The sequence below is a fragment of the Nocardiopsis sp. KDC1DS13DA1 genome, from assembly GCF_055632325.1.
The window spans coordinates 38,065-59,027 of the sequence record NZ_JBVMUY010000021.1 but is presented as its reverse complement, the minus strand read 5'-3'; the positions used below and the strand labels follow the sequence as shown (position 1 = coordinate 59,027).

Sequence of the window (20,963 nt, the reverse complement as noted above, 5' to 3'; positions counted from 1 at the left end):
TCCGGCCCGGCTCCTGGAGGGAGGTGGAGCCGGGCCGGAGGGGGTAGGCGGCCGGGTGCGGGGAGGGACTCACACGCCCCCTGAGGCGGCTCCCACCACGCTGCTGGCGCCGAGCAGTTCCGCGGCGCTCAGTCCGTTGACGTGGGCGGCGCCGTACGTGCGCACGTGGGTGCCGTGGCCGGGCCGCCAGACCGGTAGCCCCATCTCCACCACCACGGCGGTCGGCCGGGCGCTGAGCAGGCGCGTGACGAGCTCACGGGCCTCCGGGTACCGGTGCGCGTCGCGGACCACCACGACCAGGTCGCGGTCCCGGGACTCGGCGAGCAGCCGCTCGGCGTGCGCGGGATCGGGCGAGACCCGCTCCGTGCCCGGGAACCAGGGGCCCAGGCCCCAGGGGACCTCGCCCACGGCCATGCCGGGCGGGGCGTCCACCTCGACGACGTAGGGGTCGGACAGCCTCGGCAGGTCGCCCTCGACCCGGATCGCCCGTCGGGCGCCGGACAGTCCGATGCCGTCGGACTCGGGGGACCCGGCACGGTGGGCGGCGGCCTCCCCGATCCAGCCGCGCAGCCGCCGGGTGTGCTCGGCGGCCTCCTCCAGGCGCTCTCCGGGCAGGCGGCCCCCGCGCACGGCCGCGACGAGGGCGGCGCGTACGGCGGCGACCTCGTCGGCGTAGACGAACCGCCCCAGGCACAGCAGGTCGCATCCGGCGGCCACCGCGCGGACACAGGCCTCGGGGATGCCGATCGACTCGCTGACGCCGCGCATCTCCATGGCGTCGCTGACGACGGTGCCGGTGAACCCGAGCTCCTCGCGCAGCAGCCGCGTGACCACGTTCTGGGTGAGGGTCGCCGGCCCGGGACCGCCCAGGGCCGGGACCTCGATGTGCGCGGTCAGGATCGCCTGGACGCCCGCGTCGATCGCGGAGCGGAAGGGCAGGAGTTCGCGGCGGTGCAGCAGGTCGGCGTCGGCGTCCACGCGCGGCAGTACGTGGTGGGAGTCCTGCGAGGTGGCTCCGTGGCCGGGGAAGTGCTTGGCGCACGCGGCGATGCCCGCGTCCTGGAGGCCGAGCACGGCGGCGGCGCCGTGGCGGGCCACGAGCTCGGGGTCGGCGCCGAAGGAGCGCGTGCCGATCACCGGGTTGTCGTCGGCGACGTTGACGTCCACCGACGGGGCGAGGTCGAAGTTGAAGCCGAGTCGGGCCAGGCGCCCGCCGAGCGAGCGGTGGGTGGCCCGGGTCAGGTCGGGGTCGTCGACCGCGCCGAGGGCGGCGTTGCCGGGGTAGTCGCTGCCGTGGGCCTGCCCGATGCGGGTGACGTCGCCCCCCTCCTCGTCGAGCGAGATGAGGGGGCTGTCCGCGGCCTCGGCCAGTCGCGTGTTGAGGGCGGTGACCTGTTCGGGGCCGTCCAGGTTGTTGTGGAACAGGCAGACGCCCGCGATGCCGTCCGCCAGTCCCTCCAGGACCCAGCGTGGGGCGTGGTGGGACTCGAATGGCACCAGGAGGGTGGCGTTGGCCAGGCGCTCCAGGGTCGGGTCGTTCGGCATGGCGAACTCCGTTCGGTGAGCGAGGGTGCCCGTGGCAGGGCAGACGTGTGGCGTAGGGGTGGTGGGAGGGGAGCCGGTGGAGCCGGGGCTCCCCGTCGAGGGCGGCGGCCCGCTCCTCGCGCGCGGCGCCCCGTGGTCGGTGGTGGGTGACGGGCGGGCTCGCGGAGGGCCGTGACCCTCATGGGACGGCGGCCCGCCCGTCGCGCGCGGTGCCCCGCGGGGACGGCGGTCGACGGGCGGGCCCTGGGGGGAGGCTCAGCCCTTGACCGCGCCCATGGTCAGGCCGGAGACCATCCGTCGCTGGACGAACAGGAAGAAGACCATCACCGGGACCGTGAGCAGGGTCGAGGCGGCCATGATCGACCCCCACTCGATGGAGACCGCGCCGAAGTAGTACTGCAGCGAGATCGGCAGGGTGTACGCGCCGGCGTTGTTCTGCAGGAAGGTGAAGGCGACCAGGAACTCGTTCCAGGCGGTGATGAACGCGAAGATGCTCGACGCGGCCAGACCGGGAGCGACCAGGGGCATCAGGATCCGCCAGAAGACGGTCCAGCCGTTGGCGCCGTCGATCGCGGCGGCCTCCTCCAGCTCCTTGGGCACCGCGGCCACGAAGTTGCGCACCATGAGGATGGTGATCGGCAGCATCACGGCGACGTAGACGACGAACACACCCGAGAGGTTGTTCACCAGCTCCATGTCCAGGGTGTTGCCCAGGTGGAAGAAGTTGACGAACAGGGAGATGATCAGGGCCTCGATCGGCACCATCTGGATGACCAGCAGCATGATGATGAAGGCCGACCGCAGTCGGAACCGGAACCGGGCCACGGCGACGGCCGCGAACAGCGACACCAGGGCGGCGAAGGCCACGGAGCCGATGGTCACCACGAGGCTGTTGGTCAGGAAGGACCAGAACGAGGTTCCCGGGATCAGAACGCCCGAGATGACCCGCTCGAAGTGCTCGAAGGTGATCTCGCGCGGGAACACGGTGGGCTCGCGGGTGAAGATCTCGCCGGTGGGGCGCAGCGCGGTGGCCAGGACCCAGTAGACGGGGAACACCGCGAAGACGAACACCGCCGCTGCGGCGACGTACATGCCGATGCTGCCGGCGATCTTGCGCAGCCGGTAGACGTTGTTCATCGGACCTCCCCCTGGCGGATCATCACGCGCAGGTAGTAGGCGGTGATCGCGAGAACCAGAACCGTCATGATCACGGCGATCGCGGACCCCATGCCGTAGTTGGGCGGGGTCGATGCGAAGCCCAGCTGGTAGATGTACACGGGCAGCAGCGCGACCTCACGGTTGTCGACACCGTCGGCGAGGATGAACAGCTGCGTGAAGATACGGAAGTCCCAGATCACCTGGAGGATCAGCAGGAGGGCGAACAGCGGGCGCAGCATCGGGACGGTGACGTTCCAGAACGTCTTCCACGCGTTGGCGCCGTCCATGCGCGCGGCCTCGTACAGCTCGTTCGGGATGCTCTTGAGTCCGGCCAGCACGCTGATGGCCACGAACGGGAAGGACTGCCAGACGACGGTGATGATGAGGATCGGGAAGAGGGTCCCCGGGTCGTTGAACCAGTTGAACTCCTCCCACCCCGATCCGACGAGCCAGTCGGGCAGCGCGTCCAGGATGGTGTTGACCAGGCCGTACCGGGTGTCGAAGAGCCAGCGGTAGACGATCGCCGCGCTGATCACCGGAGTGGCCCAGGCCAGCATCAGGCCGAGGCCGAGTGAGGTCGAGGCCCATCCGGGAAGCTTGTTGAGCAGGATGCCGACGAGGGTGCCGAGCAGCATCGTCAGCAGCACCATGGTCAGGCAGACCACGATGGTGTTGCGGAAGATCGTCCAGAAGCGCTCGTCGGTGAGGACGGAGGTGTAGTGGGCGAATCCGTTCCACTCCGCCTCGTCGCCCATGAGCTGGCGTAGGCCGTAGTCGTGGAGGGACATCCAGACCATCTGCACGATCGGCCAGAGCAGGACCAGGGACAGGATGATCAGGGCGGGGAGGATGAGCAGGTAGGGGGTGAGTCGGCGGCGTGTCCGTGTCGCCAGCCCACCGGTGCGCGCCCCGGAACCCGTGGTCTTCTTCGGGGAGGAGGGGCGTTCCAGTGTCTGTGTCATGTGAACTTCTCACCTGGCGTTAGGGCGGGGGCGGCCGCCGCGGTCTGCGGCGACCGCCCCCGTGCCGTGTGCTCCGAGCACGCGGATGTGGCTAGTCGGTGGAGCGGTTGAGCGCCTCGGTGAGCTCCTCGTTCAACTCGGGCAGAACGTCGTCGGCGTCCTCACCCTCGGCCATACGGGCCACCGCGGTCTGGATGGTGGTCAGCTCCCACTGGACGTGGCCCCAGTTCGGGGTGTCCGGGAACAGCCGCAGGTCACCGCCGGCCTGCGTGGCCGCACCGGCCAGGACCGGGTCGTTCTGGAACGCCTCGCTCTCCAGGACGTCGGCGTAGGTCGGGAACATCGCGGAGACCTCGTTGTACGGGAGGGCGTTCTCCTTGCTGTTCAGCGTCGTGATGTAGTCGAACGCCGCCTCGGGGTACTCCGTGGTGTTCCACACCGCCAGGTCGGAGCCCCCGCCGAAGGCCGGGGCCATGCCCTCGGCGCCGGGGATCGGCGCCGTCGCCCACTGGTCGGCGTACTCGTCGTTGATGTCCTCGAGCTGCGTGCGGGCCCAGGGGCCGTCGATGAACATGCCGATCTCGCGGTTGACGAAGTCCGCGTGCGCGCAGTCGACCTCGGTGAGGCCGATGCACGCCTCGGGGGAGACGCCGTCGGCCGTCAGGCCGGCGTAGAACTCCAGGGCCTCGGCGGTCGCGTCGGAGTCGAGGCGGCCGACCCACTCGTTGCCCTCGAGGGTGGCGAAGTCACCGCCGTTGGACCACACGAAGCTGGCGATGCCGTTCATGAAGTCCGTGGGGGCGGCGAAACCGGGGACGCCGTACTCCTCCTCGATGTCCCCGGAGACCTCGACGAGCTCGTCCCAGGTCTCCGGCGGCTCGTGGCCGAGCTCGCGGAGCCAGTCCGTGTTGTACCAGAGGGCGCGGACGCCGCTGTACCAGGGGACGCTGTACTGGGCGTCGCCGAAGGTCCCGTTGGCGTAGGCGCCCTCCAGGATGTCCTCGCGGTCCTCCCAGCCCTCGGCGAGCTCGGCGACGTCGTAGAGGGCGCCGGCGTCGGCCCAGGTCGGAACCTGGTCGTTGCCGATCTCCACCACGTCGGGGCCGCCGCTGACGATGGCGGTCTGGAACCGCTGGGAGAACTCGCCCCACGGAATCCACTGCACCTCGACCTCGGTGTCGGGGTACTGCTCCTGGTACTGCTCGGCGACCGTGTTCATGAACTCGGTCTGGGCCTCGGTGGCGTCACCCATGCGCCAGACGGTGAGGGTCTCCGGCGCGTCGGCCGAACCACCGCCCTCGCCATCGTCGGAACCGCCGGAACACGCGGCCGCGAGCAGCACCACGGCGGTGACCGCTGCGATCTTCGGGAACTTCATGTGTACCTGTCTCCCTTCGCACGACGCGCCGGGTACGACGCCTGTGCTCGAGGGGGCCTGGGATCATGGACTGATCCCGCCGCCTCGACGTCTTACTGGGGGATGTGCTCGGATAGCACGTTGGCCGCCCCGCCGGCGCGGGTACCGGGGAGTCCGATCATAGGTCGGACCTGCCGGGACGTGACCTCCTGTGAGGTTGTGAGCTAAATTAACAGGAAACTTTCCTAATAAAAACAGGGTGAGGTGTCACGGTTATGTCTCAACGTCCGGGGACTCCCCGGCTGCTGCGCCAGCTCAACGACCGCGCGGCACTGGAACTGCTGCTGTCCGCGGGTCCGCTGACCCGGACACAGCTCGGGACGAGGACCGGCCTGTCGAAGGTCACGGCCTCCCAACTCCTCGCGCGGTTGGAGGAACGCGACCTCGTCCGTGTCGTGGGGAGCCAGGCGGGAGGCCGGGGACCCAACGCCGCCCTGTACGCCGTCGTGCCCGAGAGCGCCTACGTGGCCGCCCTCGACGTCAGCGCGCACCGCGTCACCGCCACCATCGCCGACATCACCGGCGAGGTCGTGGGCGATGTCACGGTCGACCCCAGCACCTCCGACGACCCCGTCGCCCTGGTGCACACCGCCGTCATGCGCCTGGCCGACACGGCCGGGGTCCCCCTCGACCGCGTGCGGGCGTGCGTCATCGGTACGCCCGGTGTGGTGGACCCCCGCACGGGCGACATCCGCTTCTCCTTCGACCTCATGTCCTGGCACGAGGGGGTCCTGGAGGCGCTGCGGACCGACCTCAAACGGTCGGTGGTGATCGAGAACGACGTGAACCTGGCCGCGCTCGCCGAGCACGCCGCCGGTGCCGCCGAGGGCGTGGACGAGTTCGTGCTCATCTGGCTCAGCGCCGCGGGCGGCGTCGGCATGTCCACCATGATCGACGGACGGATACACCGGGGCCGCTCCGGCGGCGCGGGCGAGATCGGCTACCTTCCCGTGCCCGGTGCCCCCACGCCCGTCGAGGCCGGTGTCTCCGGCGGCTACGAGGTGACGGACTCCACCGGTGAACTGCCGCACGGCTTCCAGGCGCTCGTCAACTCCAAGGCGGTGGTCGCGCTGGCCCGGGAACACGAGGTCGGGGGGGACGACGTCACCGAGGTCGTGGCGGCCGCCGCCCGGGCCGGGACCCCGGGGGCCGACGCCTTCCTGGACGTGCTCGCCGAACGCCTGGCGCGCGGTGTCGCGGCGGTCAGCGTGATCCTCGACCCCGGCCTCGTGGTGCTGGGCGGGGACGTGGCCCAAGCCGGGGGTGAGAAGCTCGCTGAGCGGATCCAGGCCGCGGGCGCGCGCATCGCGCCGAACGAGACCGAGGTCCGCCTCGGGTCGGTCGAGGGCAGTCCCGTGGTGCGCGGCGCCCTCCTGCACGCCCTGGAACGCGCACGTGAGGAGGTCTTCTCCTCCACCGTCTGACGCCCCGCGCCGTGCCCCGCACCCCGACCTGACCCCTCACCCGACGGGGCGCGGCCCCGGCTCAGACACCGGCCGGCTCGAACGAGCCGACGACCTCCGCCATGACCCGGCCGTACTCGGAGTACTCCTCCGCGGGCACGGTGAACCGGATGATGTGGATCCCCGCCCCGTCGACGGTCACCGTCTTCCACAGGCCGTGCCGGTTCTGCTCGGTGTAGTTCGTGCTCCGGTAGGTGCCCTCCAGGCGGGCCGTCCGCCAGCCCCGGGGCCCGTCGTCGGGCTCCCGTTCCAGCCGGATCCGTTCCCAGTCCGAGGAATCGGGGTCCGCGCCGCTGGCGATGTTGAACTCGGTCTCCTCCAACCAGTCCCACCCGGTGTACCCGCCGCGGCCGACCCCGTCCAGGGGGAGCACCAGCGTGTCGATCCGGTGGTTCCCCTCCGGACTGGCGAACGTCCGGCGTCCGGCGTCCCCGCCCTCCCCCATCCCCTGGTCGTCCCGGGCGCCGCTCCGGTGCCCCCACCCCTCGGGGTACCGGAGCGTGTACCCGGAGCCCTCGTAGACGGCGAAGTCGGTCCGCGCCCCGCGGCCGGTCAGGTGGACCGCGGTTCCGGTACCCAGCAGGCCCAGCCCGGCTCCGGAGACGGCCAGCAGAGCCCGGCGCCGGGACCACCTTCGCCCGTCGCCCCCGCCGCCGTCCCGGTGGGCGGTCCGCGACGGGGGCGGGGGCGGAGGGTCGAGCATGGTGAGCGCCTCGTCCGGGGTGGGGCGGGCGCCGGGATCCCGGTCGAGCAGCGCCTCGACCACGGCGCCGAGCCGACCTCCGACGGGACACGGCGGCACCGGATCGTGCGTGATCGCCCTGAACGTGGCCACCGCGGACTCGCGCCGGAACGGCGAGTCGCCTCCGACCGCCCTGAACAGCGTGATCCCCAGACTCCACATGTCCGAGGCCGCGGGGGAACCGTCCTCCCCGAACCGCTCCGGTGCCATGTACTCCAACGTCCCCAGACGCGCCCCGCTCGCGGTCAGCGCGGTACCGGCGTCGAGCACGCCGGCGATCCCGAAGTCGGTGAGGACGATCCGGTCCCCGTCCTCGGTCAGCATGATGTTGGCGGGCTTGACGTCCCGGTGGACGACCCCCAGACGGTGCGCCGTGCCCAGCGCCCGCACCATCGACCGGGCGAGCAGCACCGCGTGGTCCCCGGCCAGCGGGCCGACCTCGCGCAGGTGCTGCTGGAGGGACCGCCCGCTCAGCAGCTCCATGACGATGTGGGGGTCGCCGTCCTCCTCCAAGACGTCGTGGACGGTCACCACGCAGGGATGTCTGACACCCGCGGCGGCCCGGGCCTCGCGGACCATGCGCGCCCGGGCCTCGTCCCGCTCGTCCTCGGGGATGTCGGGCGGGAGACGGAGCTCCTTGACGGCCACGTCCCGGTGCAGGACGGGGTCGTGCGCGCGCCAGACGGTGCCCATCCCGCCGCCGCCGAGCCGCTCACGGATGACGTAGCGACCGACACCGGTGCGACCGTTCGAGGGCATGGCGAGCCTTTCGCACAGGGGGAGGTGCGAGCCCGAAGATACCAACGCGGTCCCGCGGCGGCCCGACCGCCTCAGGCCACCGGTTCGAGGGAGGCCACGACCTCCTCCAGGACGTCCCGGTACTCCTCCCGGACGGTGGCGGGCAGGTTGAGGGTCAGCCGGTAGCGGAGGCGGTCCTCCGGGTCGGTGATCTCCCGCGCCAGCATCCAGCGCTCCGGGACCTCGCGCTCCCCGTCGCGGAAGGTCGCCTCCCACACCGCGGTCCCGAAGCCGTCCGGTGTGTACCCGCTCTCCAGACGGACGCGTTCGACGTCGGTGAACTCCGCACCGTCGAGCAGGATCTCCTCCATCCGCAGGAGGGAGTCACCGGCGCTGTGGAGGACCACGTCCTGGAGGGTCACGGAGACCGTGACCGTGGCGGTGTCCACGTCCGTACCGAAGTCGTACTCGGCCAGGCGGGCGGACGCGTCGCTCCCGTCGTACTCGTCGGTGACGTCCACGGGCTCCCAGCCCTCGGGGTAGGCGAGCCGGACCGCGTCGTCCTCCAGGACGGCGAACCCCTCCGGAACGGTCCCGGCGGCACCGCCCGTGACCGTGGCGGCCTCCGCGCCGGTGGCCTCCGGACTCCCGGAGCCCGCCGCATCCGTGGCCGCCGGACCGTCGCCCGTACCCGCCCCGTTCCGCGTCAGTGTCCAGGCCGTCGCCGAGCCCAGACCCGTGGCGACGAGCACGACGGCCAGACCGGCCGCCACCACCCACCCCGGCGGACGTCGACGGGAGTGCTCGGGAGCGGGCCGGCGCGGGACCGCCGCCGAGGGCGCCGCCCCGGGCGGGGGACCGGCCGGGGCCGCGGGACGCGGCGCGGATCCGGTGCCCTCCAGCAGGGCCAGCGCCCGGTCGGGATCCAGGCGCCGGACCGGGTCCCGGTCCATCAGACCGCCGACCACGGCCGCCACGGGCCCCGAGGCCGGAGGAGGCGGCACGGGCGCCGTGAGCACGGCCGTGAGCGTGGGGGTGAGGGTCTCCCGCTTGAACGGCGACGCACCGGTCAGGGCGGCGAACAGGGTGACGCCCAGGCTCCACAGATCGGAGGAGGGCATGGTCCCGTCCCGGTCCAGGCGCTCGGGCGCGGCGTACTCGGCGGTGCCCAGGATCGCCCCGGTCCCCGTCAGCGCGGTCCCGGCCGCGTCCGGGAGGTTCGCGATACCGAAGTCCGTCAGAACCGGCCGCCGCCCCTCCTCGGACAGCATGATGTTGGCCGGTTTGACGTCACGGTGGACCACCCCGGACCCGTGCGCGGCCCGCAGCGCCGCCAACAGCGGTCGCGCGAGCCCCTCCACCTCGTGTTCGGGCATCGGCCCCGACCGCCGCAGCCGGTCGCGCAACGACTCACCGTCGAGCAGCTCCATCACGATGAACGGTGTCCCGTCCACCTCCAGCACGTCGTGCACGGTCACCACCGACGGGTGCGAGATCCGTGCCGCCGCCCGCGCCTCGCGGACCACCCGCGCCCGGGCCCGCCCACGCTCGCGCGCAGGCAGGTCCGGGGGCAGGTGCACCTCCTTGACCGCCACGTCCCGCTCCAGCGAGGGGTCGAAGGCGCGCCAGACGGTGCCCATCCCGCCGCTGCCGAGTTCGGCGCGGAGTTCGTACCGCCCGACGGTCCTGCGGCGGTCGGGGGACGGGTCGTTCTCCGCGTGCTCTGAGGGGGTCTCGGGGGCCATGGTCCAACATCCTCCCAGACACCGCCCGGCGTCGGACGCCGTCCCGTCAGCCCAGTGGCCGCACCATCACGACGCGCGGCAGGACCCGGATCCCCGCCCGCTCCTCGTCCGCCCAGAGCGCTTCCAGACCCGGCCCCCAGTCCTCCCGCGCCAGGGGGACGAAGCCGCGCCGCGCGTACCAGGGACCGTTCCAGGCCAGGTCGCGGAAGGTCGTGAGGGTCACCGCACGGTCCCCGCGCCCGGCGGCCTCGGCGCACACGGCCTCCACCAGGGCCGAGCCGAGCCCGCGACGACCGTGGTCGGGGTGCACGGCCAGCTGCTCCAGGTGCGTGTGCCCGTCCACGAGGACCGTGGCGGCCAGGCCCCGCACGGGCTCGCCCGCGACCAGGATCCGGTCGGCGTGTTCGACCAGCTCGCGCGGATCGTCCGGCGGCAGCACCACACCCGCGTCGGCGAACACCGTGTCGGCCGCCAGCGACGTCGCCACCACGTCCGGCACGTCCTCCGGCCGCATCGGACGGATCCCCGCGTCCACGCCCACCTCCCGTATGTCGCGTCCCTCCCCGGCGGGAGGTCGCTCGGATGCTATCCGACCCGTAGGCGCAGGCCCCGGGGCGTCACGTGGAACCCGGCCGCCACCAGAGCCGCGTCCACAGCGGTCCCGAAGACCTCCCCACCGTCCGTCCGCTCCACCGTGACCGTGCCGAGCGCACCGGTCCGTACGGCCCCGGCCAGGGCGCGGGCGGCCCGCTCCAGGGACGCGGGGGAGGAACCGAAGGTCAGCACCGACCGCCCGCCGCGGGCCACGAACAGCGTCAGCCGTCCGCCGTCGACCACCACCACGGCACCGGCGGTCCGCCCCGGGCGCTGGGAGAGGTGCACGTCCTCGGCGCCCCGGGGCCACGGCAGCTCCGCACCGAACGGGTTGGCCGGATCCGTGGCCGCCAGGACCACCGGCGGCAGGGAGCCGGCTGCCCCCGCACCGGTCAGCGCCCGCAACCGGTCCACCGCACCGGGCAGCGCGAACTGGGTGCCGCCGAGCCCCTCGACGAAGTACCCCCGCCGTACCCGCCCGGCCTCCTCCATCGACCTCAGCACCCGGTAGTCGTCCTGGGAACCGCCCCGGCGCTGCCCGCGCACCCACACCCCCGACCTCTGGAGCCGCGCCTCCACACGGGCCAGCGCCACCCGGGTCGGGTCCGTGTCCCGCTCCGGCAGCACCGACCAGCGTCCGGCCGCCGTGGGCGGGCCCGAGCGGCCGGGCATGACGGGACGGCCCGGCCTCCCCGTCCGCCGTCCGGTCCGCGACCGGGCAGCGGGTGCCGCACCCAGGAACGCCCGCAGCGGCGCCAGGCCGTCGTTGGTCACCAGACCCGACCACACCAGCTCCCACAACGCCGCGACCACGTCCGCGTCCGCGGCCACCGCGCCACCCGAGGCGCGTGCGGTCCGGTCGGCGAGGTCGCGGAAGAACAGCGCCCCGCCCTCGCGCAGCACACCCAGGACGGTGTCCGCGAGCGTGCCCGCCTCGGGCGCGACCGGGGCGGGCAGCAGCAGCGCGGCCTCGTCCGCGGGCACGAGGGTGATCCACCCCTCCCCGCCCGGGAGGGAACCCGCTCCCGCCCACACCACCTCACCCGACTGGGTCAACTCGTCCAGGGCGGTCGGCGCGTACCCCTCGACCCGGGCGGGCAGCACCAGCGACTCCAGGTCCGAGGCCGCCACGGGCACGCCGCGCAGCGCCTCCACCGCGGCGAACACCGCGTCCGGCCCGCGCAGCCGCTCGCCCGGCACCGCGCTCTGCCAGAGCGGGAGGAACCGCGCCAGGACCGACGGGTCCACCGGCTCGACCTCCCGGCGCAACCGGGCCACCGACCCGCGCCGCAGACGGCGCAGTACGTCCGCGTCGCACCACTCGGTCCCCGACCCGCCCGGCCGGAAGCCGCCGCGCACCACCCGCCCCGCCGAGACCAGCTCCCGCAACTCCGCCACGACCGTGTCCTCGGGCAACCCCAGCCGCTCGGCGGCCTCGCCGGGGACGAACGGGCCGTGCGTGCGCGCGTACCGCGACACCAGGTCGCGCCTCGGCGCGGCCACCGGTTCCAGGAACGCCTCGGGCACCCCCGCGGGGGGCACCACCCCCGCGCCGTCCCGCAGCCGCGCCACGTCCTCCACCGCGCACCAGCGCTCCGCGCCCGCCACCCGGGCCCGCACCACCCGTCCGGCGGACTCCAAGCCCTCCAGCCAGCCCTCGGCCACACCCCGCCCGGCCGCCTCGCCGGTGGTGAGCGGCCCCACCTCGCGCAGCAGGTCCACCGTCCCCTCCACGTCCCGGACCGGCGAGGACAGCCGCTGCAGCCGCGCGTCGACCTCCGCCACCACACACGGGTCCAGCAGCTCCCTCAGGTCCGCCTGGCCGAGCAGGTCGGCCAGCAGGGACGGGTCCAGCGTGAGCGCCTGGGCGCGCGACTCCGCCGCGGGGGCGTCACCCTCGTACAGGAACGCCGCCGTGTACTCCATCAACAGCGACCGGGCGAACGGCGACGGCCGCTCGGTGCGCACCTCCACCACCCGGACCCGCCGCGCGCGGATGTCGGCCGACAGGCCGACGAGCGCGGGCACGTCGAACACGTCGCGCAGGCACTCGCGCACCGCCTCCAGCACGATCGGGAACGACGCGTACCGCCCGGCCACCGACAACAGGTGCGCCGACCGCAGCCGCTGCTGCCACAGCGGCATCCGCCGGTCCGGGCGCTGGCGCGGCAGCAGCAGGGCGCGCGCCGCGCACTCCCGGAACCGGGACGCGAACAGGGCGGACCCCGTCAGCGCCTCCGTGACCAGCGCCTCCACCCGGTCGGGGTCGAGGGACACCAGCCCGGCGAGCTCGCGAGCGACCACCGGTGCGTCGTGCTCCACGTCCGGCAGGCGCACCACGATCCCGTCGTCCCCGTGCACCACCTGCGCGTCCAGTCCCCGTTCCTCCCGCAGCCGACGACCGATCGCCAACGCCCACGGGGCGTGCACCCTGGCGCCCATCGGCGAGTGCAGCACCACCCGCCAGTCGCCCACCTGGTCGCGGAAGTGCTCCAGCACCACCGTCCGGTCGTCGGGCACCCACCCCGTGGCCTCCCGCTGCTCGGCCACGTACGCCACCAGGTTCTCCGCCGCCCGGTCGTCCAGCCCCGCCGCCGCGGCGCGCTCCAGGGCCTCGGCCCGGTCGGCCCCGGCCAACTCCCGGGTCAGTCCGCCGACCGCCCGACCCAGCTCCGCCGGGCGGCCCACCGCGTCCGCCTTCCAGAACGGCATCCGACCCGGGCGCCCCGGCGCCGGGCTCACCAGCACGCGGTCCGCCGTGATCGCGTCGATCCGCCAGGACGACGACCCCAGCACGAACACGTCGCCCACCCGCGACTCGTACACCATCTCCTCGTCCAGCTCGCCCACCCGCGTGGGGGCGCGCGACCCCGACGGGGCGTCGGACAGGTGCACGGTGTACAGCCCCCGGTCGGGGATGGTCCCGCCGCTGACGACGGCCAGCCGCTGGGCGCCCGGACGGGCCCGGAGCACGCCCGCCGCCCGGTCCCAGACCACGCGCGGCCGCAGCTCCGCGAACTCGTCCGAGGGGTAGCGGCCGGACAGCATGTCCAGGACCGACTCCAGAACCGGGTCCGTGAGGTCCGCGAACGGGGCCGCGCGTCGGACCAGGGCCGCGAGGTCGGCCACCGGCCAGTCGTCCATCGCGACCATGGCCACGATCTGCTGGGCGAGCACGTCGAGCGGGTCGCGCGGCATCTCCAGCGGTTCGATCCCGCCCGCGCGCATCCGTTCGGCCACGACCGCCGACGCCAACAGGTCGCCCCGGTGCTGGGGCAGGAACACCCCGCGCGAGACCTCCCCGACCCGGTGCCCCGCCCGGCCCACCCGCTGCAGGCCGCTGGCCACCGACGGGGGTGCGGCCACCTGCACCACCAGGTCGACGGCGCCCATGTCCACTCCCAGCTCCAGGCTGGAGGTGGCCACCACGCAGGGCAGGCGGCCCGACTTCAGGTCGTCCTCCACCACGGCGCGCTCGGCCTTGGACATCGAACCGTGGTGGGTCCGCGCGACCACCGCCTCCGCCCCCCGGGACCTCCCGGACTGGGCGGCGACCAGGGCCGGGACCTCCTCCGGCGGCAGTCGGGCGCCGGAGCGCTCCGCGTACAGGTCGTTGAGCCGGGCGCACAGCCGCTCCGCCGTGCGGCGGCCGTTGGTGAACACGATCGTGGACGTGTGCTGTTCGACCAGGTCCAGCACCCGGCGTTCGAGGTGCGGCCACATCGACCCGCGTGACGGGCCGGCGGCCGCACCGGCCGGGGCGGGGCCGGGTTCGTCCATGTCCCGGACCGGCACGACCACGCCCAGGTCCAGGTGCGGTGTGTCGGGCGGGGAGACGACCGCGGCCCCGCCGAGGAACTCCGCGACCAGTTCGGGCGGGCGCACCGTGGCCGACAGCCCGATGCGCCGCGCCGGTCGGTCGAGCAGGGCCGCCAGCCGCTCCAGACTCAGCGCGAGATGGGCGCCGCGCTTGGTGCCGGCCAGGGCGTGCACCTCGTCCACGATGACGGTCTCCACCCCGGCCAGCCCCTCGCGGGCACGCGAGGTGAGCACGAGGAACAGCGACTCGGGCGTGGTGATGAGCACGTCCGGCGGGTGGGTGGCCATCCTGCGGCGCTCGTCGGCGGGGGTGTCCCCGGTGCGCACGCCGACGGTGACCGGCGTGACCGGGGCGCCCGCCGCCCCGGCCCGCTCCGAGATCCCGGCGAGCGGGACGCGCAGGTTGCGTTCGACGTCCACGGCCAGGGCCTTGAGGGGGGAGACGTACAGCACGCGGCAGCGCCGTGAGCGGTCCTCCGGCGGCGGTGCGCAGGTCAGGCGGTCGAGGGACCACAGGAACGCCGACAGCGTCTTGCCGGATCCGGTGGGGGCGACCACGAGCACGTCGCGTCCCTCGGCGACCGCCGCCCAGGCCTGGGCCTGGGCGGGGGTGGGGCCCGCCGGGAAGGCCTGTTCGAACCACTCCCGGGTCGCGGGCGCGAAGCGGTCCAGGGGGTGCGGTGCGTGGCTCATGGGCTCAGTGTGCCCGCCCCCGGTGACATGTCCCGCGAGGGGCGCGAGGGGCGCGCCGATCACCGATACTGGGACCGATGAGACTCACGGTTTTCTGGCAGAACATGCACGACCAGTTCGGTGAGGCCTACGCGGAGAGCCTGGCCAAGGACTATGTCGTCGAGGGGCTCGGTTCGCGGACGGTCCAACAGGCGCTCTCGGACGGGGTGGCCGCCAAGGACGTGTGGCGTGCCGTCTGCGACGCGTTCGACCTTCCCCTCTCCGCCCGCTGACCCCGCCCGGAGGGGTTCTTCGAGGTTCTCCCCGGACGTTCGAACAATCGAACAGAGGTTCGGGTAGTGTGGGTTGTCCACAGGCGAACGTCGGACGTCGCGATTGTCGTACCGACCGCGTAGCGTCGTGCGCATCATGAAGAAGAAGGCATCGACCCAACAGGGGTACCCCGTGGCATCTGGAGACCGAGACAAGGCTCTCGAAACAGCGCTCGCGCAGATCGAGCGGCAGTTCGGCAAGGGCTCCGTCATGCGCCTGGGTGACGACGACCGTCCCCCCATCGAGTCGATCCCCACCGGGGCGATCGCGCTCGACGTCGCGCTCGGCATCGGGGGCATCCCCAAGGGCCGGATCGTGGAGGTCTACGGCCCGGAGTCGAGCGGTAAGACGACCGTCGCCCTGCACGCGGTGGCCAACGCGCAGAAGGCGGGCGGGATCGCCGCCTTCGTCGACGCCGAGCACGCGCTCGACCCCGCCTACGCCAAGAAGATCGGCGTGGACACCGACAACCTCCTGCTGTCGCAGCCGGACACCGGCGAGCAGGCGCTGGAGATCGTCGACATGCTGATCCGCTCCGGCGCGGTCTCCATCATCGTCGTCGACTCCGTGGCGGCCCTGGTGCCCCGCGCGGAGATCGAGGGGGAGATGGGCGACAGCCACGTCGGCCTCCAGGCCCGGCTGATGTCCCAGGCGCTGCGCAAGATCGCCGGTGCGCTGCACCAGACCGGTACCACCGCCGTCTTCATCAACCAGCTTCGCGAGAAGGTGGGCGTGATGTTCGGGTGCATGCAGTACGGCACCCGGGTCACCCTCGCCGACGGAACGCAGGAGAAGATCGGCAAGATCGTCAACCAGAAGATGGACGTCGAGGTCCTCTCCTACGACCCGGAACGGGACGAGGTCGTTCCCCGCAAGGTCGTCAACTGGTTCGACAACGGTGTGGCCGACCACTTCCTCCAGTTCACCGTTGCGCGGTCGGGGAAGAACGGGCGCTCGCAGTTCGCTGCGACCCCGAACCACCTCATCCGCACCCCCGGCGGTTGGCGCGAGGCGGGGGAGCTGCTCCCCGGCGATCGAGTGCTCACCGCGCAGACTCACCACCTCAGTGAACAGCAGCTCCAGGTGGTCCTCGGGTCGGTGATGGGGGACGGCAGTCTCTCCCCGAACACCCGGGGCCGGGAGGGCACCCGTTTCAGGATGGGGCATGGCGCCGCCCAGGCTGACTACCTGGACTGGAAGGTCTCTCTCCTGGGCAACATCGGCTGTTCCCGCACGACCAATGACAAGGGCGCGGCCTTCGCCGACTTCACCCCGTTGCCGGAGCTGGCCGAACTCCGGGAAGCGGTCTACTTCGGAGACGGTAAGAAGCACCTGAGCTGGGAGTACCTCAAGCGGATCACCCCGCTGGCTCTCGCCGTCTGGTACATGGACGACGGCTGCTTCACCGTGCGCTCCAAGGGTGTCCAGGCTCGGACCGAGGGCGGCAGCGGGCGAATCGAGATCTGTGTCGAGGCCATGAGCCCCGGTACGCGCGACCGACTCACCGAACACCTGCGCGATACCTACGGACTCGACGCCAAGCTCGTCGCCAGCGGGAGCGCGGGCACGTACTCCATCCAGTTCACCACGGCGGCAAGCGCCAAGTTCCAGGAACTGGTGGCCCCTTATGTGCACGAGTCCATGAGCTACAAGCTTTTGCCGCGCTTCCAGGGGCAGTGCCAGGTGGTGCCGGAACTCACCGAGCCGGTGGAACGACTGGTGGCGTCCCCGATCCTGGACATCCACGTCAAACCGGAGACGCGCAGCATGCGCAAGTTCGACATCGAGGTGGAGGGGAACCACAACTACTTCGTCGACGGCGTCATGGTGCACAACAGCCCCGAGACCACCACCGGTGGCAAGGCGCTGAAGTTCTACGCCTCCGTCCGGCTGGACGTCCGCCGTATCGAGACCCTCAAGGACGGCACCGACGCGGTCGGCAACCGCACCCGCGTCAAGGTGGTCAAGAACAAGGTCGCGCCGCCGTTCAAGCAGGCCGAGTTCGACATCCTGTACGGCGTGGGCGTCTCCCGCGAGGGCAGCCTCATCGACCTGGGCGTGGAGCACGGCATCGTGCGCAAGTCCGGCGCCTGGTACACCTACGAGGGCACCCAGCTGGGACAGGGCAAGGAGAACGCCCGCCGGTTCATGCGCGACAACGTCGACGTGGCCAACGAGATCGAGAAGAAGATCAAGGAGAAGCTGGGCGTGCCCGGCGCGGGCGACGACAGCGCCTCCGGTTCCGATGCCGACGCCGCCGCCCCGGCCAGGGACGCCGCGGTGACGGACGCCCCGGCCAAGGACGCCCCCGCCAAGGCCCCGACCAAGCGCGCCCCGGCCAAGACCACCAAGGCGCCCGCCCCGGATGCGTGACCGGCGCCGGTCCGAGGACCGCTCCGTGTCACCCGAGGACGAGGCCTCCCCGGGCGGGTCCCGCCCGTCCGGGGAGGATCCCGAGGCCAGGGCTCGGGCCCTGTGCCTGCGCATGCTCACCCACTCCCCGCGCACCCGGGCCCAGCTGGAGCGGGCCCTGCTGCGTCGGGAGATCCCCGAGGAGGTCGTCGAGTCCGTCCTCGGCGCGTTCGGCGACGCCGGGCTCATCGACGACGCGGCCTTCGCGAACGCGTGGGTGTCCTCCCGCCACCACAGCCGGGGCCTGTCCCGACGGGCCCTCGCCCGTGAACTGCGCACCCGCGGCGTGGCGGAGGACACGGTGCGCGACGCCGTCGACCACCTGTCCGACGAGGACGAGGTGGAGGCCGCGCGCGACCTCGCCCGCCGACGTCTGGCCGTGTCCCGGGGCAGGGAGCGGGACACCCGGATCCGCCGCGCCCTGGGCGCGCTCGCCCGCAAGGGGTACTCGTCGGGGCTGGCCTACCGGGTGGTGCGGGAGGAACTCGAACGCGAGGGCGTCGAGGCCGACCTGGACCCGCCGGACCCGTGACCCGGCAGAGGCCACCCCGAGGGTTGTCCCGACATCGCTGGTCGGGGCCCGCGGTGGAGGTTTCCGACGCCCGGCGGCGGCCCCCGCGGACTTTCCCGCACGCGCACATCGCGTGCTGTGTCATTCTGCCGCCGTGCCGGCCGCAGCGGGTTCGCAAGGCACGGGGACGGCCCTGCCGCCTCCGGCGCCCGCCAGCGGAGAGCGGACCCGGACCGAGGGGACCAGAGCGCGGACGCGGATCCGGCGCACCCCGGTCGGCCGTCGTCCACAGGGCGGAACCCGTTCGGTGGATCGGGGTGTTTTTGGGGGATACTCGATCCGGGGGCGCATCACGCGCCGAGCGGCGGAGCAGCTCCCCCGGATTCGAGCGTAGGCGCGATCCGCTCGTCCGGCCAGACCGCGCCCGTACCTGTGGACAGCCGTCAGCCGGTGGACCCGCGGTCGGTGCCCACCGATGAGGAGGTGTCCCCCTCCTCCGTCCGGTCGGCCGCGACGGTCGGAGCCGTCCCGGTCTCCGCGTTCCCGGCGCCCCCGGCCTCCGGACCCTCGGTGCCCTCCTGCGCGTCCTCCGTCGCCGTGTCCGCCCCGTTGACACCGCCGGTTCCGGCAGCGGACGCCTCGTCACCGGCCTCCCCGGCGGTACCGTCCGACGCCGCGGGCTCCTCCGGTTCCGGACGCGGCGCGGGCGGTTCGGTCTCCAGGGTCAGCGGCGCGACGTCCGGATCGAAGCCGAACACCCGCGCGTAGAAGGCCAGCTCCGCCTCCAGCGCGCGCTCGCGCGAGGTGCCCGCGCGGAACCCGTGCGCCTCCCCCTCGAACTCCAGCAGCGCGTACGGCACGCCCCGTTTCCCCAGGGCCGTGGCCATGGCGAACGCCTGGTCCGGGGTGACCACCCGGTCCTCGGTGCCCTGGAGCAGGAGCACCGGAACGTCGATGTCGCCGATCCGGTTGATCGGCGACCGCTCCCGGTAGGTCTCCACGAACCCGGGCAGGGTGCCCACGAGCGAGTCCAGGAACCGCGACTCGAAGTCGTGCGTGGTCTCGACCAGCCCCAGGAGGTCGGCGACCCCGTAGTAGGACACCCCGCACGCGAACGTGTCCCCGGCCAGCGACAGCAGCGCCGTGAACCCGCCCGCGCTGGGTCCCCGGATCGCCAACCGCCCCGGGTCGGCCACCCCCCGGTCCACGAGGGCGCGGGCGGCCGCGGCCGTGTCCTCGACGTCGACCACGCCCCACTCCTTGTGGACGCGCTTGCGGTACGAGCGGCCGTATCCGGTCGACCCCCCGTGGTTGACGTCCACCACGCCGATGCCGCGGCTCGTGAAGTAGGCCTTGGCCAGGTCCAGTTCGTGCGAGGCGTGCGCGATCGGACCGCCGTGCACCCACACCACGAACGGCGCGGGACCCTCGCCGGAGACCTCCGGGTGGGTCGGCCGGTACACGTTCGCGTGGACCGGCGACCCGTAGCGTCCGGGCAGGGTCACGTGTTCGGGGACGGGCAGGTAGGCGGGGTCGGGCAGGGTGTCCAGCGACTCGCGGAGCACCTCCACCCGGCCGGAGTCCGGGTGCAGGCGCACCAGGCACTGGGGGCGTACGGCGGACGCGGCGATCGCGACCACGCCCCGGCCGTCGGAGTCCACCTGCGACCACGACGTGAACTCGGTGCTGACGGGGGTCAGTTCCAGGGTGTCGGGGTCGTACACGCCGGGGGTCAGGTCGGCGTTCCCGTGCAGGACCACCACCCGCCCCGAGTCGAGCAGGGCGAAGGACCGGTGGCCCAGGCGCCCGGGCGGAGCGTGGAACTCCTCCTCGGCAGGGTAGAGCGCCATCGCCTGCCCGGTCACGCCCGCCTGGTAGAGGTTCCAGAACCCGGGCCAGTCCGATGCCAGGTACAGCGTCTCCGTGTCCACCCACGTGGGGGAGAGGACCGACTCGTCGACCCCGCCCTTGAGGGTGACCTCCCCGGTCACCCCGGACTCGTCCAGCCGCCCGAGCCGCAGTTCGGTGCCGTCCCACGGCATCCGGGGGTGGTTCCAGCGCACGTAGGCCAGGCGCCGCCCGTCGGGGGAGGGCACGGGCGAGGCGTAGAAGTCGGCACCCGAGGCCAGTTCGCGCACCGCCGACGGGTCGTCCGCGCCGCGGCCGGACAGCGGCACGGCCACCACCGAGCGGCGCACGCCCCCCTCCGCGTGCTCCTCCCGCACGCACAGGACCTGTTTGGCGTCGGCGCTCAGGGCCGGGTCGGCGTAGCGCAGCGCGGTGGGCCGCCCGGGTGCGGGGGTCAGGGGCCTGGGCGCGACGGCGTCGCGTTCGAGCAGGTAGAGCCGCTGGTCCTCGGTGTTGGCGAAGACGATGCCCATCCGGGTGAGGGCCTTGTCGTCGCGTCGGGGCACCGGAAGGTAGGAGCGTCCCCCGTACTCGTGCACCCGTGTACCGGCTCCCCAGGGCCCGCGCAGGAGCTCGGTGACCGCGCCGTCGGCGTCGCGGCGCATGACGGTGCAGCGACCGCCCTCCTCCGGACGCTCCTCCTCCCACCAGACCTCGTCGCCGACGACGGAGGGGAAGGACATCCGGCGTACGCCTCGGGCGACGTCACCGGCGCTGATGGGAGAGGGCCAGGAGCCGTGGGGGCTCGACAGTTCAGACATGTCCCGCTCAGGAAGGATCGTGAATGGAAAACAGATGACATGTCGACCTTAGTCCTCACACTCATGTCTATGCAGTCCCCTGAGCGCTTGTGTCCGTGTTGTGAGCGTCGGCCGCCCCGGAGCGTCGCCACGGGTGCCGACAACGCCGACGGCCCCACCCGCGCGCGGGTGGGGCCGTCGGTC

Annotated in this window: 13 protein-coding genes; 4 read left to right on the top strand and 9 right to left on the bottom strand. The window is 73.0% G+C overall.

What is annotated here, in order from left to right:
* Positions 1–69 precede the first annotated feature (69 nt).
* The 4 genes from ACTVAJ_RS14105 to ACTVAJ_RS14090 all read right to left on the bottom strand — a co-directional run bounded on the left by ACTVAJ_RS14105 (position 70) and on the right by ACTVAJ_RS14090 (position 5,043).
* Positions 70–1,545: a glycoside hydrolase family 3 protein gene (locus ACTVAJ_RS14105; RefSeq protein ID WP_470388585.1), complete on the bottom strand. Its 1,476-nt coding sequence runs from the start codon at positions 1,543–1,545 to the stop codon at positions 70–72.
* A gap of 255 nt (positions 1,546–1,800) precedes the next feature.
* Complete coding sequence (locus ACTVAJ_RS14100; protein WP_470388584.1) at positions 1,801–2,682, bottom strand: carbohydrate ABC transporter permease; 882 nt, start codon at positions 2,680–2,682, stop codon at positions 1,801–1,803.
* Positions 2,679–3,665 carry a carbohydrate ABC transporter permease gene (locus tag ACTVAJ_RS14095; protein WP_470388583.1) on the bottom strand — a complete coding sequence of 329 codons (987 nt, stop codon included), beginning with the start codon at positions 3,663–3,665 and terminating at the stop codon, positions 2,679–2,681. The genes ACTVAJ_RS14100 and ACTVAJ_RS14095 overlap by 4 nt, the downstream gene beginning before the upstream one ends.
* Before the next feature lie 91 nt (positions 3,666–3,756).
* Entirely contained in the window at positions 3,757–5,043 is a 1,287-nt protein-coding gene (locus ACTVAJ_RS14090; RefSeq protein ID WP_470388582.1) for an extracellular solute-binding protein, read from the bottom strand.
* A 254-nt stretch (positions 5,044–5,297) separates the two neighbouring features.
* Here ACTVAJ_RS14090 and ACTVAJ_RS14085 point away from each other — a divergent pair, with 254 nt between their 5' ends.
* Positions 5,298–6,506 carry an ROK family transcriptional regulator gene (locus ACTVAJ_RS14085; RefSeq protein ID WP_470388581.1) on the top strand — a complete coding sequence of 403 codons (1,209 nt, stop codon included), beginning with the start codon at positions 5,298–5,300 and terminating at the stop codon, positions 6,504–6,506.
* A 61-nt stretch (positions 6,507–6,567) separates the two neighbouring features.
* Here ACTVAJ_RS14085 and ACTVAJ_RS14080 read toward each other — a convergent pair whose 3' ends face one another.
* The 4 genes from ACTVAJ_RS14080 to ACTVAJ_RS14065 form a co-directional block, all read right to left on the bottom strand.
* On the bottom strand, positions 6,568–8,046 hold the full coding sequence (locus tag ACTVAJ_RS14080) for a serine/threonine-protein kinase (protein WP_470388580.1): 1,479 nt from the start codon (positions 8,044–8,046) through the stop codon (positions 6,568–6,570).
* A 71-nt stretch (positions 8,047–8,117) separates the two neighbouring features.
* Positions 8,118–9,770 carry a serine/threonine-protein kinase gene (locus tag ACTVAJ_RS14075; RefSeq protein ID WP_470388579.1) on the bottom strand — a complete coding sequence of 551 codons (1,653 nt, stop codon included), beginning with the start codon at positions 9,768–9,770 and terminating at the stop codon, positions 8,118–8,120.
* 46 nt (positions 9,771–9,816) lie between these two features.
* Positions 9,817–10,284, bottom strand: a complete 468-nt coding sequence (locus tag ACTVAJ_RS14070; RefSeq protein WP_470388768.1) for a GNAT family N-acetyltransferase — start codon at positions 10,282–10,284, stop codon at positions 9,817–9,819.
* A 71-nt stretch (positions 10,285–10,355) separates the two neighbouring features.
* Positions 10,356–14,876, bottom strand: coding sequence for an ATP-dependent helicase (locus ACTVAJ_RS14065; protein ID WP_470388578.1), 4,521 nt, complete (start codon positions 14,874–14,876; stop codon positions 10,356–10,358).
* A 77-nt stretch (positions 14,877–14,953) separates the two neighbouring features.
* Between ACTVAJ_RS14065 and ACTVAJ_RS14060 the strand changes: the two genes are divergently transcribed.
* The 3 genes from ACTVAJ_RS14060 (at position 14,954) to recX (ending at position 18,132) form a co-directional block, all read left to right on the top strand.
* Positions 14,954–15,148 (top strand): DUF3046 domain-containing protein, encoded by a 195-nt coding sequence (locus tag ACTVAJ_RS14060; protein WP_470388577.1) that lies wholly within the window; start codon positions 14,954–14,956, stop codon positions 15,146–15,148.
* A 136-nt stretch (positions 15,149–15,284) separates the two neighbouring features.
* Positions 15,285–17,561, top strand: coding sequence for an intein-containing recombinase RecA (gene recA, locus ACTVAJ_RS14055; RefSeq protein WP_470388576.1), 2,277 nt, complete (start codon positions 15,285–15,287; stop codon positions 17,559–17,561).
* Positions 17,554–18,132, top strand: a complete 579-nt coding sequence (gene recX, locus ACTVAJ_RS14050) for a recombination regulator RecX (protein WP_470388575.1) — start codon at positions 17,554–17,556, stop codon at positions 18,130–18,132. The genes recA and recX overlap by 8 nt, the downstream gene beginning before the upstream one ends.
* Before the next feature lie 422 nt (positions 18,133–18,554).
* On the opposite strand, the gene ACTVAJ_RS14045 is transcribed toward recX, so the two are convergent.
* Entirely contained in the window at positions 18,555–20,780 is a 2,226-nt protein-coding gene (locus tag ACTVAJ_RS14045; protein ID WP_470388574.1) for a S9 family peptidase, read from the bottom strand.
* Positions 20,781–20,963 lie beyond the last annotated feature (183 nt).